Here is a 14,034-nt window from a genome sequence, read left to right on the forward strand (position 1 = left end):
GGTGCCGCGGGACCGTGCTCGGCACCGTCCGGTGGGTGGTGCGCGCACGTTCGCGCGGACCCGCCGACGGCCAGCGAAGGCCCGTTCAGGCTACCGGTGACCTGCTGTGAGCCCAGCCACCGGGCTGATCGGTCTTGCCGGGCTGGTGACCACCCGCGCGAGTGGCGCTCCCGTAGCGCGCCTACTATTCATTGCGGCCCGTTCCGCACGCCCCGGAGCCGCTGTGCGCGCCTGGCGGCGCGGCAGGCCCGATCGTCGACCCGCCAAGGAGTGCTATGCCGTCGGTGAGCGCAGCGTCGTGACCACCGTCGCCGACGCCCCCCGGACACGGCACGCTCGGCGTCCCGCCGAGCTGCTGAAGGCTTACCTGGGACTGATCAAGCCCCGGGTCATCGAGCTGCTGCTGGTGACCACGATCCCGGCGATGCTGCTCGCCGAGCGCGGCATCCCGTCGCCGTGGCTGGTGCTGAACACGCTGATCGGCGGAACGATGGCCGCGGGCAGCGCCAACGCGCTCAACTGCGTGGCCGACGCGGACATCGATCAGGTCATGAAGCGGACCCGGGCGCGCCCGCTGGTCCGGCACACGGTGTCCAACCGGCACGCGCTGCTGTTCGGCCTGGCGCTGGGCGCGGGGTCGTTCCTGTGGCTGTGGCTCTCGGCGAACCTGCTGGCCGGGGTGCTGGCCGTGGCGACGATCCTGTTCTACGTCCTCGTCTACACCCTGGTGCTCAAGCGCCGCACGGTGCAGAACATCGTGTGGGGCGGTGCCGCCGGGTGCATGCCGGTGGTGATCGGCTGGGCCGCGGTGACCGGCCGGGTGGACTGGCCCGCGCTGGTGATGTTCGGGATCGTCTTCTTCTGGACGCCGCCGCACACCTGGGCGCTGGCGATGAAGTACAAGGACGACTACGCGCGCGCCGGGGTGCCGATGCTTCCCGTGCTCGCCGAACCCGCACACGTGTCCCGGCAGATCGTGCTGTTCAGCTGGCTGATGGTGGCGTGGACGCTGCTGCTGGTCCCGGCGGCCGGCTGGGTGTACGCGGGCTTCGCCGCGCTCAGCGGCGCGTGGTTCCTCGTCCTCGCGCACCGGCTGCACCGCAGCACCAAGCGGGGCGTGCCGACCAAGCCGATGCGGCTGTTCCACATGTCCAACACCTACCTGATGATCGTGTGCGTGGCGCTGGGCGTGGACGCGGCGTTCGGCCTGCCGGTCCTCGGCTGGCCGGTCTGACGCCGCCGAGCACCTCGTCCCGAGGATCGCCGGAGCGTTAGCCTGCTCCGTGGAGGTGGTCCGGTGTCCCGCGGATTGTCCGCTCAGCAGCGCAGCAGCATCGACGACTTGGTCGCCGGTGGCGAGCTCACCGCGGAACAGGGACGCCGGGTGCTGTCCGAGCTCGATCGCCCCGATGCGGCCCGCCCGCACGGCGGGGTCTGGGAGCTGCTCGGCTACCTCGGCGGTGCGCTCGTGCTCGGCGGGGCGCTGCTGCTGTTCGGCTTGAACTGGGCGCAGCTCGGCGATCCGGGCAAGATCCTGCTCCTGGCGCTTGCCGCGGTGCTGCTGCTCGGAGCCGGGACCTGGCTGGGCGGCGGACCGCGCGGGCTGCGCTCGCTGGCGCCCGGTCCGCGCGCGCGGATCGTGGCGGTCCTGTTCGCGCTGGCCGCCCCCGCCGCAGCCGGTGCGGTGGACGTCGCGGCCGGCGGCGTCGCGGGTGAGCTGCCCTGGTCGGCGACCGGGACCGCGCTCGCGCTGGCCGGGTACCTGCTGCTGGGCTCCGTGCCCGGGGTGCTGGTGACGTGGGCCTTCGGCATCGCGCTGGCCGCCGCGGTGCTCGACCAGGTGGGTGCGGGGGAGCACGCGCTGGTCGTGTCCGCCGTGTTCGTGCTGCTCGGCGCGCTGTGGGTGGTGCTCGGGCGCGTGGGTGCTCCGGCCGGGCGCACCGCGGTGGTGCTCGGTGTGCTGCTGGCGCTGGTCGGGGCGCAGTGGCCGGCGTCCGAGGGTGGCGCCTGGGGTTATGCGCTGACCGCCTGCGTCGCGCTCGCCTGCTTGGCGGCGACCTTCGTGCGGCGCGATCCGGTGCTGCTCACCGGCGGCGTCGTCGGGATGACCGTGGCGGTGCCCGAGGCAGTGTGGGACTGGACCGGGGGTGCGCTCAGCGCCCCGCTGATCGTGCTCATCGCGGGCACCGTGCTGCTGGCGGTGGGCGGTGCCGGCCTGCAGTGGCACGGTCGGCGCGGCTGAGCCCGGCACCGCCTGGTGTGGATCACGGCTCCAGCAGCAGCTTCCCGGTGGTGCGGCGGCCCTCCAGGTCGCGGTGCGCCTGCTGCGCCTCGGCCAGCGGGTAGCTGCCGCCGACGCTGATCCGCAGCGCGCGGTCCTCGATCCACTGGAAGACCTCGCCGGCCCGCCACTCCAGTTCCGCGCGGGTCAGGATGTGGTGCGCGAGGCTCGGCCGGGTGAGGAACACCGAGCCCGCCGAGTTCAACCGCTGCGGGTCGACGGGCTCGACCGGACCGCTGGCCGCCCCGTAGAGCGCGAGGACCCCGCGCGGACGCAGGCTGGCGAGGCTGCCGTCGAAGGTGGTGCGCCCGACGCCGTCGTAGACCACGTCCACACCGCGCCCGTCGGTCAGTTCGCGCACCTGCTCGGCGACATCGGCCTCGGTGTAGCGGATGACCTCGTCGGCGCCCGCGTCCCGGGCGATCCGCTCCTTCTCGGCGGTCGAGGTGGTGCCCACGACGATGCCGCCGCGCGCCTTGATCAGCTGGGTGAGCAGCAGCCCCATGCCGCCAGCCGCCGCGTGCACCAGGGCCGTCTCCCCGGTGCGCACCGGGTACGTGGAGGTGATCAGGTAGTGCGCGGTCATGCCCTGCAGCGCGGCTGCTGCGGCGGTGCGGTCGTCGATGCCGTCCGGCACGTGCACCGCCTTGGTCGCGTCCACGAGCGCGTGCTCGGCGTAGCTGCCCGGGGACATGGCCCAGGCGACGCGGTCACCGGGGGCGAATCCGGTCACCGCCGACCCGGTCGCCACGACCTCGCCCGCGCCTTCGGAACCGGGTGTGAACGGCAGCGTCATCGAGTAGACACCGCTGCGCTGGTAGGTGTCGATGAAGTTGACTCCCGCCGCGGCCACCCGGACGAGCAACTGGTGCGGTTCCGGGCTGGGCCGGTCGACCTCGGCGACCTCCAAGACCTCCGGTCCTCCGTTCCCGGTCACCCGGATCGCGCGCATGTCCACCTCCGCGTCGTGTCGTCCAGCGCACTGGAACTCAACCGCATACCCGCACAATCCGGCAACCGGGCGAGATCAACCTTTTCGAGGCGTGTGCCACGTCTCGGTCACGTGGCTGCGGTGCGGACGTCTACGATCCCGGTGTGGCAGCGGAGCAGACTTCGGAGCAGCAGACCGCCGCACCGGCCAAGGCCGTGGAGTCGGCGAAGGCGTTCGTCGGCGAGCACGGCGGTGCGGCGCGGGCGGTCGTGGAGAACCTCGGACGCACGGGTGCCCGGCTCGTGCTGGTCGGTGCGGACGGTGCGCTGGGCGACGTCATGGTGCCCAGCACGGCGGTCGGCGAGGCGATCGTGGAGGTCGTCGACGGGCTGAGCCCGCACGACTGGGATGCCGAGACCGTGGCCGACCTCAAGATCGGTGCGGCCCACCGGCGGAAGATGGCCGGGCCGCGCGCCCGATGAGCGCGCAGGTCCTGCTGGCCAGCTGCGCGGAACTGCCGGAGTCCAACGGGGACGACACGGCGCTGCCGGACGCGCTGGCCGCGGTCGGCATCCGGGCCGAGTGGGCGCCCTGGGACGACGCGTCGGCCGGGTTCGCCGCGGCCGACCTCGTCGTGCTGCGCTCCACCTGGGACTACGCGCATCGCCGCGAGGAATTCCTGGACTGGTGTTCCGGGATTCCTGCCCTGGTCAACCCGGCCGACGTGGTGCGCTGGAACACGCACAAGGGATACCTGGCCGATCTCGCGGGCGCCGGTGTGCCGGTGGTGCCGACCAGCCTGGTCGAGGTGGGGCGGCAGCCGAGCTGGCCCGACCGGGAGTTCGTGCTCAAACCCGCGGTCGGTGCGGGCGCGCGGGGAGCGGCCCGGTTCGCGCCGGATGCGCTGGACGCCGCTCGGGCGCACCTCGATCACCTGCACGCCGCCGGGGACGCGGTGCTGCAGCCCTACCAGGCCGATGTCGACCGCTCCGGCGAGACGGCGCTGGTGTTCCTCGGCGGCAGCTACTCGCACGCGTTCGCCAAGGCGCCGATGCTCGCGCCGCCGGTGCCCGGGTTCCGCACCGGTGAACACCTCCGACCGGCCGAACCGGACGCGGCGCTGCGCCGGGCGGCCGAGGACGCGCTGGACGCCGTGGCCGGGCTGCGCGGCATCGACCGCGCCGAGCTCCTCTACGCGCGAGTCGATCTGGTGCGCGGGGCGGACGGTGCGCCGCTGCTGCTGGAATTGGAGCTCAGCGAGCCCTCGCTGGGGTTCCGGCAGACCGGTCCGGCCGCGCAGCTGCGGTTCGCCTCGGCGGTGCGCGCCGCGCTGGCCCGCCGCTGACGCACACCCGCGGCTGGCGCAGCGCGGCGTTGTGGTCTACGTTTTCAGCGATGACCGAACTTGATCTCCGGGGGTCGGCGTGACCGACTACCTGCAGCGCACCGACCGGCCGGGTATGTCGGAGTGGATCGAGCAGATGGCAGCCCACTTCGAGGCCACGGAAGGGATGCCGCTGATCGCCGGGCGGATTCTGGCCTTCCTGCTGGTCTGCGATCCGCCGGAGCGCACGGCCGCGGAGCTCTCGCACGCGCTGAGCGCGAGCACGGGTTCGGTCAGCACCAACGTCCGCTTGCTGATGCGCCTGGGCGTCGTCTCGCGCACCACCAGGCAGGGGCGCGAGGCAGCGCTGTACCGGGTGGAGGAGGACAAGTGGCCCGCGCTGGTGCGCCAGCGGATGGAGCGGGTCACCCAGCTCGAAGAGCTCACCGAGCAGGGCCTGCGCATGTTCAGCGGGCAGGGCGAGCGGGCGCGCCGCCTGCGCAGCGTGCACGAGTTCTACCGGTGGTTGGCCGGCGAGATGCCGGACCTGTGGCGGCGCTGGGAGCGCGAAGGGCGGCCGCAGCTGCGGCTGTGACGCGCGGCAGGCTCAGCCCGAGGCGCCGACCGGTTCGGCGTCCCGCCGGTCGGCCTCGGCGCTGGGCAGCGGGCCCCGGTTGCGCGACTCGCACCACAGCAGCGCGGTGACGATGATCACCACGGTGGACAGCAGCACGTGCGCGAGCACCATGGCCTCCGGCACGCCCAGGTAGTACTGGACCGAGCCGATGGTGCCCTGTGCCAACACCAGCACGCACGCAGCCGCGTAGGTGCGCAGCAGCGCCTTGGTCGGTCGGGCGCTGCGCAGCCATGCGCCGAACACCGCCAGCAGCAGCACGTAGGCCATCACCAGCAGCGCGTGCGCCTGCACCAGCCCCGGAACCGGAAGTCCGAGTCGCGGGGTGTCCGGATCGCCGCCGTGCGGGCCCGCGGCGGTCACCAGCGTGCCCACCAGCAGCATCGCGCCGGTGACCACGACCAGCGCCACCAGCAGCCTGCGCATCGGGCGCGGCACCACGTCCACCGGCTCGCGGTCGCCTTCGCCCGCGGCCTTGAACAGCACGGTCGCCAGCCAGATGAGTAGCGCCGATGCCATGAAGTGCACCGACACGCTCCACCACGCCAGGTTCACCAGGACCGTCAGCCCGCCGATGACCGCCTGGACGATCACGCCTACCGGCATGATCAGCGCCAGCTTGACCAGCCGCGGCCGGTACGGGCGCGCGCGCCAGGCGGCGAGCAGGCAGGCCAGGGCGATCACGCCGATGACCGGTGCCAGCAGCCGGTTGCCGAACTCGATCGCCTGGTGCAGTGCGGCCACCTCGGGGTGCTCGACCGGGACCATGCTGCCCGGGAAGCACTGCGGCCAGGTCGGGCAGCCCAGCCCGGATCCGGTGACCCGCACGGTGGCACCGGTCACCGAGATCAGCACTTGGGCGATCACGACGAGCAGCGCGAGCACGCGCACCACGCGCATGGACGGGTGGGACATCCGGGAGATCAGCGAGGCCGGCACGGTACCGATGGTATGCGGCCCGCCGGCCCCGCCGACCGCAGGGCTGTCCGGATCGACGGGGTCAGTCCCGCCCGAACAGGTCCCGCGGTGCCGCGCCGGCCTTGGCCAGCGCGCGCACCAGTCCGCGGCCGCTGTCGATGAGCTGCTCGACCCGGTCGCCCAGCACCTGCCACGGCGCTGCGGACATCGCGTCGGTGCGGCTCTCCACGTCCTCGCGCAGCTTCGTGCCGGCCGCGGTGATCTCGCCCTCGGCATCCAGCAGGTCGCGCTCGCGCAGCTCGCCCTCGGCGGCCGCCCACTGCTGCTGGCTCCACTCGCGCAGCGACCGGGCCGCGGACTGCTTGAAGCCCTGCCCGCTCGCGCTGTGCAGCACCAGCGCCTGCAGCCCGGACAGCTCGGCGTCCTGCAGCGCGGCGATGTGCGCGTCACCGCGGAACTCGCGCAGCAGGGTCGCCGCGTGCCACAGCTTCAGGTGCGGTTCCTGCGGCCAGGGCAGGTCGGCGTGCCCGGCGTGCAGCGGTTTGCCCGCCGGGTCGCAGGCGGCGGCGGCCTCGGCGGCGAGCTCGGCGGTGGCCGCGACCTCGGCGGAGGTGGCGGTCTCGTCGCCGAGCATCCGGCGCAGCGCCTCGTCGGCGGCCTGCAGCCGGGCTTCGACGATGTCCTGCGGAGCGGCGATGGACCAGGCCCGCGGGATGCTGCGCGCCACCGACTCGGGGTTGAAGTTGTAGAAGGTGGCCGCGACCACGCCTGCCGACACCGCCCCCATCGGGGCTGCGCGGCCCGCGTAGTAGGCCATCCGGCCGCGGTCGAGCCCGAGCGCGGCGAACCGTTCCTCGGCCTCGGGGGCGAAGTAGATGAAGGCGTGCAGGAGTTCCAGGGACTGGGCGGCGCGGCGTGCGGTCTCGCTCGTGCTCGGCGCTGTGTCGGTCATGCCCGGCACCCTATTCCCGCGGACGGGTGATGGATATGTGTCGCGGCGGATCAGCTCAGCCGCGTGGTCCGCGAGGCCAGGGCGCCCAGGGCGGCTCCCCAGCACACCAGCACCGCGACGGGCTGCACACCCGGCGCCGCGCCGTGCACCAGCACCGCGTCCAGCGCCTCGGCCAGCGCACCGGACGGCAGGTAGGTGGCGACGGCACCGACCGGTCCGGGCAGGTCGGCGACCGGCAGCGCGAGCCCGCCGGCCAGCAGCAGCACGAACCAGATGGCGTTGGCCAGGCCCAGCACGATCTCGGCGCGGAGCGCGCCGCCGACGAGCACCCCGGCGGCGCCGAAGGCCAGCGTGCCCAGCACCAGCAGCGGGACGGCTCCCAGCACGCCCAGCGGGGCGGGCGACCAGCCCAGCAGTGCCGCGGTCACCCCCAGCACCACCGCCTGCAGCGCCACGACGATCAGCGCCGCCAGCACCCGGCCGGACACCAGCGTCCACCGCGGCAGCGCGGTGGCCGACAGGCGCTTGAGCACGCCGTAGCGGCGGTCGAAGCCCAGCGCGATCGCCTGCCCGGTGAAGGCGGCCGACATCACCGCCAGCGCCAGGATGCGCGGCAGCACCGAGTCGACCCGGGGTTCGGGCAGCTCCCCGATGTCCAACGTGGTCAGCCCGACCAGCAGCGCCAGCGGGATGATCAGCGTCAGCAGGGCCTGCTCGCTGTGCCGCAGGGTCATCAGCGCTTCGAGCCGGGTCTGGGCCGCGAGCATGCGCAGCGGTCGACCGCGGCCGGGCGAAGGCCTGAAGGTCCCCGCGGGGAAGCGGCCGACCTGGTCGGTGGTTTCCGGTTCGGCGCTCACTGGCGCAGCTCCCGTCCGGTCAGTTCGAGGAAGACGTCCTCCAGGCTGCGGCGGCTGACCCGCAGCTCGTGGGCCAGGACGCCGTGCTGGGCGCACCAGGCGGTCACCGTGGACACGACCTGCGGGTCGACCACGCCGCGCACCACGTAGTCGCCGGGCCGCAGTTCGTCGGCCTGGCATTCCTCCGGCAGGGCCGCCAGCAGCAGCTCCAGGTTCAGCGCGGGCTGGGACCGGAAGCGTAGCTCCTGCTTGCCGTCCTCCGGCTCGGTGAGCTCGCCGGCGCTGCCGTCGGCGACCGCGCGCCCGCGGTCGATGATCAGCACCCGGTCGGCCAGTGCTTCGGCCTCGTCCATGAGGTGCGTGGTCAGCAGCACGCTCACCCCGTCGCGGCGCAGCGCGCCGACGAGTTCCCAGACCAGGCGGCGCGCCTGCGGATCCATCCCGGCGGTGGGTTCGTCCAGGAACACCAGTTCCGGGCGGCCGACCAGCGCGCATGCCAGGGACAGCCGCTGCTGCTGGCCGCCGGACAGCCGTTTGTAGGAGGTGCGGCGCGCGCCGGAGAGCCCGAGCACGTCGAGCAGCCAGGACGGGTCGAGCGGATCGGCGGCGCACGCGGCGACCAGGTCGAGCATCTCATCGGCGTGCACGCCCGGGTAGGCGCCGCCGCCCTGCGGCATCACGCCGACCCGCGGGCGCAGCCGCTCGGCGTCGGCCACCGGGTCCAGCCCGAGCACCCGCACTTCGCCCTCGTCGGCGCGCTGGAAGCCCTCGCAGATCTCCGCGGTGGTGGTCTTGCCCGCCCCGTTCGGACCGAGCAGCGCCAGCACCGCGCCGCGCGGCATGTCCAGGTCGAGACCGGACACGGCGACGTGGTCGCCGAACCGCTTGTGCAGCCCGCGGATCCGGAGGGCTGGACTATCCCCGATGCTCACGACTTACCAGCCTATGACGTGGCCGGGAGCACGCGGTCGCGGGCCGGTGTGGGCCAGGGCACCTTGCGGCGCACCAGGAGCACCACGACGGCGAAGGCGATCAGCGCAGCGGTGACGGCCAGCGGGATCTGGTAGGCGCGCAGGACGTAGCCGGCGCCGGTGGGCGGGACCAGCAGTGACACCGCGGCCGAGACCACCATCGCGGTGATCCGGAAGCGGTTGTCGTTGGTGGCCAGCGCCAGCGGGATCACCGACCACACCAGGTACCAGGGCCACAGCACCGGCACGGCGACGGCCAGCACGCCCAGGGTGATGCCCAGTCCGGCCAGCGGTTCCAGCCGCCCGCGGAACGACAGCCACAGCATGCGCAGGCACACGCCCGCGGTGAGCAGGTAGCCGATGACCTTGGTGATGGCCAGCATCGCGTCCGTGTGGTTGCCCAGGCCCAGCACGGTGCTGATCCCGCCGCCGGTCATGCCGAGGGCGGTCAGCGGGGCCATGAACGTCTTGACCCGGTTGGGCACGTCGAAGGTCTCGATCCAGCCCAGGCCCCAGCCGGAGGCGAGCGTGATCACCGCCATGGTGGCGAGGAACACGGCCAGCAGCTGCGCGGCGACCGCGAACAGGTCGCGGAACCGGCCGCCCCGGCGCAGCACGACGGCGATGCCGAAGAAGCCCAGCGCGACGAATCCGGGCGGTTTGATCGCACCGGCGATGGTGAGCAGCACGCCGGTGACGATCAGGCCGACCACCCCGGGCTTGCGCAGGCCGAACTCGATCGCGGCCAGCATGATGCCCGCCATCAGCGCCTCGTTGTGCATGCCGCTGACCACGTGGAACAGCACCACGGGGTTGAGGATCCCGAGCCACATTGCCGCGGTGGGGTGCACCCCGCAGCGCCGCGCCAGGCGCGGCACGGCCCAGATCGCCAGGCCCAGGCCCAGCAGCATCACCACGCGCCACACCAGCACCCCGAAAACCACGTCGTCGCCGACGATGCGCGAGATGAGCTGGCCGAACATCAGGAACAGCGGTCCGTACGGCGACGGGGTGTCCCGCCAGATGTTGGGCACGTTGCTGGTGAACGGGTGGTCCACGCCCAGTGCCGCGGCCGAGCCGAGCACGTACGGGTCGAAGCCGCGGGCGGCTACCTCGCTCTGCGCGAGGTAGCCGTACATGTCGGTGCTGAACAGCGGGGGCGCCACGGCCAGCGGCAGCGACCACATGACCAGGGTGCGCACCAGCTGGGTGACCGTGGCGGTGCGGGCCCGCCGCGGCCAGCACAGCTTGCCCAGCCAGAGCCAGGCCATGACCAGCATCATCATCCCGAGCCAGGCGCAGGCCATGGCCACGGTCGGCATGCGCACCGGGACGCCGAGCAGCCGGACCCCGGCCACCGGGTTGCTGACCGGGGCGGCGCCGGCGCCGATCGCGCCCACCGCCAGGATCAGCGAGCCGGTGGTGCCGAATCGGCGCACCACGTCGAGCTGGCGCCGTTCGGCCCGGTCCAGGGGGCCCGGGTCCGCCGCGCCGTGCTCGCCGGTCCTCGTCGTCCGCTCGTCACCGCGGGTCGGGTCGCTCTGCTCCCCGCGGGTCGTTTCGCCTGCCGCCACGATGACGAAGCGTAACCGGTGAGTCAGATCACCTGGTCGGGCCGCGCTCTGGCACCTCTTGTCGAAATAGGTAACATTCATGTTGTGAAAAACGCCGGATCGTCTTCCCGGGCCGCCGCGGCCGAGTTGGGCCCCGCGGCCCAGCCGGGCGCGTCGTCCGCGGGTGACGGACGTACCCGGCACGCGGTCGCCCGGTTGCTGTTGGAACGGGGGCCGGTCACCGCTGCGGCGGTGGCCGACGAACTGGGGTTGAGCCCCGCCGCGGTGCGCAGGCACCTGGACGCTCTGGTGTCCGAGGGCGAGGTCTGCACCAGGGAGTCGTCCCCGCGCGGTCGGCGGGGTCGCGGTCGGCCCGCGAAGCTGTTCCTGCTCACCGAGGTCGGCCGTGCGCGGTTCGGGCACGCCTACGACGATCTGGCGGCGGCCGCGCTGCGGTTCATCGCCGAGCACGAAGGCGAGCACGCCGTGCGCGAGTTCGCCGAGCGGCGGATGGCCACCCTGGTGGCCGGACTCCGCGAGGCGGCCGCCGGGCGCGGCGGAAACCCGACCGAGCGTGCGGAGGCGCTGGCCGACGCACTCACCAGGGAGGGCTACGCTGCAACGACGCGCAGCGTCGGCAGTGGCGAGCAGCTCTGCCAACACCATTGTCCGGTGGCGCACGTCGCCGCGGACTTCCCGGAGCTGTGCGAGGCCGAGACCGCGGCCTTCGCAGAGGTCCTCGGCACGCACGTGCAACGGCTGGCCACGATCGCCAACGGCGATGCGGTCTGCACGACGCACGTGCCACGGTGGAGGACCGCGGTTCCGGACGGCGACGACGCGAGAGACAACCAGACCCCTGCCGGTTCACTCCCGAAGGACCGGCAGGAGACCGCTGGCGATTCCTGATGGAGGGAGTCCGTATGACTGCCGCTGCGGAGCAGCGCAATCCCACCACGGTGGTGAACGACTCGGAGCAGCTCAGCCAGGAGGAGACCCTGGCGACCCTGGGCGGCTACGAGTACGGCTGGGCTGACCCGGACGTCGCTGGGCAGAGCGCCCGGCGCGGCTTGGACGAGAGCGTCGTGCGCGACATCTCCGCCAAGAAGGACGAGCCGGAGTGGATGCTGCAGGCGCGGTTGAAGGCCCTCGGCCTGTTCGACCGCAAGCCGATGCCCCACTGGGGCGCGGACCTGTCCGGCATCGATTTCGACAACATCAAGTACTTCGTGCGGTCCACCGAGGAGCAGGCGCAGACCTGGGACGACCTGCCGGAGGACATCAAGAAGACCTACGACAAGCTGGGCATCCCGGAAGCCGAGAAGCAGCGGCTGGTCGCGGGCGTGGCCGCGCAGTACGAGTCCGAGGTCGTCTACCACCAGATCCGCGAGGACCTCGAAGAGCAGGGTGTCATCTTCATGGACACCGACACCGGGCTGCGCGAGCACCCGGAGCTGTTCGAGGAGTACTTCGGGTCGGTGATCCCGTCCGGGGACAACAAGTTCTCCGCGCTGAACACCTCCGTGTGGTCCGGCGGGTCGTTCATCTACGTGCCGAAGGGCGTGCACGTGGACATCCCGCTGCAGGCCTACTTCCGGATCAACACCGAGAACATGGGCCAGTTCGAGCGGACGCTGATCGTGGTCGACGAGGGTGCCTACGTGCACTACGTCGAGGGCTGCACCGCGCCGATCTACTCCAGCGACTCGCTGCACTCCGCCGTGGTGGAGATCGTCGTGAAGAAGGGCGGCCGCTGCCGCTACACGACCATCCAGAACTGGTCGAACAACGTCTACAACCTGGTCACCAAGCGGGCCAAGGCCGAGGAAGGCGCCACCATGGAGTGGGTCGACGGCAACCTCGGTTCCAAGGTGACCATGAAGTACCCGTCGGTGTTCCTGATGGGCGAGCACGCCAAGGGCGAGGTGCTCTCGGTCGCGTTCGCCGGTGAGGACCAGCACCAGGACGCGGGCGCCAAGATGGAGCACATGGCTCCGCACACCTCGTCGACGATCGTCTCCAAGTCGATCGCCCGGGGCGGCGGCCGCACCTCCTACCGGGGCCTGGTCAAGGTGGCCAAGCGCGCCAACCACTCCTCGTCGAACGTCAAGTGCGACGCACTGCTGGTCGACACGATCAGCAGGTCGGACACATACCCCTACGTCGACATCCGCGTCGACGACGTGTCCATGGGCCACGAGGCGACCGTCTCCAAGGTCAGCGAGGACCAGCTGTTCTACCTGATGCAGCGCGGGCTGACCGAGGACGAGGCGATGGCCATGATCGTTCGCGGCTTCGTCGAGCCGATCGCCCGCGAACTGCCCATGGAGTACGCGCTGGAACTGAACCGACTGATCGAGCTGCAGATGGAAGGGGCCGTCGGCTGATGACGAGCACCACCAAGACCGACGAGCCCCAGCACGGCCTGGAAGAGCACAGCCACGGTGCCGTGGTCCCCCAGGCGTCCCGGGGCGAGCGCTTCCGCTCCTACGACGTGGAGGCGTTCGAGGTCCCGGGCGGTCGCGAGGAGGACTGGCGCTTCACGCCGATGAAGCGGCTGCACGGCCTGCACGACGGCAGCGCCCGGGCGACCGGCAGCATGCGGGTCGAGGCCTCCGGCGCCGAGGTGGAGACCGTGGGCCGCGACGACGAGCGGCTCGGTGCCGGCGGGGTCCCCGCCGACCGGATCGCCGCCCAGGCGTGGAGCGCGTTCACCGAGGCGCACATCGTCACGGTCCCGGCCGACACCCGGCCGGAGGGCCCGATCACGCTGACCGTGCACGGCCCGGGCGCGGGCGAGGTCGCCTACGGGCACCTGCAGGTGCGCGCCGAGCAGTTCGCCGAGGCGGTCGTGGTGATCGACTACCGCGGTTCCGGTGTGCTGGGCGAGAACGTCGAGTTCGTCGTGGGCGACTCCGCGAAGCTGTCCGTGGTGTCCATCCACGACTGGGCCGACGACGCCACCCAGGTCAGCTCGGAGCACGCCGGGATCGGCCGGGACGCCACGTTCCGGCACCTGGCGGTGACGCTGGGCGGGGACCTGGTGCGGGTCAACACCACGGTGAACTACGGCGACAAGGGCGGCGACGCCGAGCTGCTCGGGTTGTACTTCGCCGACGCGGGCCAGCACCTGGAACACCGGATGCTGGTGGACCACTCGGTGGCCAACTGCCGGAGCAACGTGCTGTACAAGGGCGCGCTGCAGGGCAAATCGGCGCACGCGGTGTGGATCGGCGACGTGCTGATCCAGGCCGCGGCCGAGGGGACCGACACCTACGAGCTCAACCGCAACCTGGTGCTGACCGAGGGCGCGCGGGCCGACTCGGTGCCGAACCTGGAGATCGAGACCGGGGAGATCCAGGGCGCCGGGCACGCCAGCGCCACCGGCCGGTTCGACGAGGAGCAGCTGTTCTACCTGCAGGCCCGGGGCATCCCGCGGGATCAGGCCCGGCGCCTCGTGGTGCGCGGGTTCTTCGGCGAGCTGCTGCAGAAGATCACCGTTCCCGAGGTCCGCGAGCGGCTGGAGGCCGCCATCGAGGACGAGCTCGCGGTGGTCGGCGCCTGACGGCGCGGCTGCAGCGCGACCCACAAGCTTTCGCACACACCAGGAGAC

14 protein-coding genes are annotated in these 14,034 nt (G+C 72.4%); 8 read left to right on the plus strand and 6 right to left on the minus strand.

Annotated elements, in window-relative coordinates:
- The first annotated feature begins 298 nt into the window (after positions 1–298).
- Positions 299–1,234, plus strand: coding sequence for a heme o synthase (locus tag IQ251_RS03330; protein ID WP_193926976.1), 936 nt, complete (start codon positions 299–301; stop codon positions 1,232–1,234).
- Positions 1,235–1,297: 63 nt separating this feature from the next.
- Positions 1,298–2,242, plus strand: coding sequence for a DUF2157 domain-containing protein (locus IQ251_RS03335; RefSeq protein ID WP_193926911.1), 945 nt, complete (start codon positions 1,298–1,300; stop codon positions 2,240–2,242).
- Positions 2,243–2,264: 22 nt separating this feature from the next.
- Here IQ251_RS03335 and IQ251_RS03340 read toward each other — a convergent pair whose 3' ends face one another.
- Positions 2,265–3,233 carry a quinone oxidoreductase family protein gene (locus IQ251_RS03340; RefSeq protein ID WP_193926912.1) on the minus strand — a complete coding sequence of 323 codons (969 nt, stop codon included), beginning with the start codon at positions 3,231–3,233 and terminating at the stop codon, positions 2,265–2,267.
- A gap of 143 nt (positions 3,234–3,376) precedes the next feature.
- Between IQ251_RS03340 and IQ251_RS03345 the strand changes: the two genes are divergently transcribed.
- From IQ251_RS03345 to IQ251_RS03355, 3 genes are all read left to right on the plus strand, one after another.
- A complete protein-coding gene (locus tag IQ251_RS03345) occupies positions 3,377–3,694 on the plus strand; it encodes a hypothetical protein (protein ID WP_193926913.1) in 318 nt (105 codons plus the stop codon).
- The gene (locus IQ251_RS03350; protein ID WP_193926914.1) at positions 3,691–4,557 is read left to right on the plus strand and encodes a DcsG N-terminal domain-containing protein; all 867 of its coding nucleotides are present in this window, start codon (positions 3,691–3,693) and stop codon (positions 4,555–4,557) included. The genes IQ251_RS03345 and IQ251_RS03350 overlap by 4 nt, the downstream gene beginning before the upstream one ends.
- 79 nt (positions 4,558–4,636) lie before the next feature.
- A complete protein-coding gene (locus IQ251_RS03355; protein ID WP_193926915.1) occupies positions 4,637–5,131 on the plus strand; it encodes a GbsR/MarR family transcriptional regulator in 495 nt (164 codons plus the stop codon).
- A gap of 12 nt (positions 5,132–5,143) precedes the next feature.
- Here the strand turns inward: IQ251_RS03355 and IQ251_RS03360 are convergent, their stop codons facing one another.
- The 5 genes from IQ251_RS03360 to mptB form a co-directional block, all read right to left on the minus strand.
- Positions 5,144–6,109 carry a COX15/CtaA family protein gene (locus IQ251_RS03360; protein ID WP_370591174.1) on the minus strand — a complete coding sequence of 322 codons (966 nt, stop codon included), beginning with the start codon at positions 6,107–6,109 and terminating at the stop codon, positions 5,144–5,146.
- Between the two features lie 61 nt (positions 6,110–6,170).
- Complete coding sequence (locus IQ251_RS03365) at positions 6,171–7,040, minus strand: SCO6745 family protein (protein ID WP_193926916.1); 870 nt, start codon at positions 7,038–7,040, stop codon at positions 6,171–6,173.
- A gap of 50 nt (positions 7,041–7,090) precedes the next feature.
- The gene (locus IQ251_RS03370; RefSeq protein WP_193926978.1) at positions 7,091–7,807 is read right to left on the minus strand and encodes an ABC transporter permease; all 717 of its coding nucleotides are present in this window, start codon (positions 7,805–7,807) and stop codon (positions 7,091–7,093) included.
- Between the two features lie 86 nt (positions 7,808–7,893).
- Entirely contained in the window at positions 7,894–8,829 is a 936-nt protein-coding gene (locus IQ251_RS03375) for an ABC transporter ATP-binding protein (RefSeq protein ID WP_193926917.1), read from the minus strand.
- An 11-nt stretch (positions 8,830–8,840) separates the two neighbouring features.
- Positions 8,841–10,442, minus strand: coding sequence for a polyprenol phosphomannose-dependent alpha 1,6 mannosyltransferase MptB (mptB, locus tag IQ251_RS03380; protein ID WP_370591175.1), 1,602 nt, complete (start codon positions 10,440–10,442; stop codon positions 8,841–8,843).
- 84 nt (positions 10,443–10,526) lie between these two features.
- Here mptB and IQ251_RS03385 point away from each other — a divergent pair, with 84 nt between their 5' ends.
- Genes IQ251_RS03385 through sufD form a run of 3 tightly spaced genes read left to right on the plus strand, consistent with a single transcriptional unit; the run spans position 10,527 to position 13,986 of the window.
- Entirely contained in the window at positions 10,527–11,330 is an 804-nt protein-coding gene (locus IQ251_RS03385) for a helix-turn-helix transcriptional regulator (RefSeq protein ID WP_193926919.1), read from the plus strand.
- A 14-nt stretch (positions 11,331–11,344) separates the two neighbouring features.
- Entirely contained in the window at positions 11,345–12,808 is a 1,464-nt protein-coding gene (gene sufB / locus IQ251_RS03390; protein ID WP_193926920.1) for a Fe-S cluster assembly protein SufB, read from the plus strand.
- Positions 12,808–13,986: a Fe-S cluster assembly protein SufD gene (sufD, locus tag IQ251_RS03395; protein ID WP_193926921.1), complete on the plus strand. Its 1,179-nt coding sequence runs from the start codon at positions 12,808–12,810 to the stop codon at positions 13,984–13,986. The genes sufB and sufD overlap by 1 nt, the downstream gene beginning before the upstream one ends.
- The last annotated feature ends 48 nt before the right edge of the window (positions 13,987–14,034 follow it).

This window comes from Saccharopolyspora montiporae (genome assembly GCF_015209505.1).
Classification (GTDB): Bacteria; Actinomycetota; Actinomycetes; order Mycobacteriales; family Pseudonocardiaceae; genus Saccharopolyspora; species Saccharopolyspora montiporae.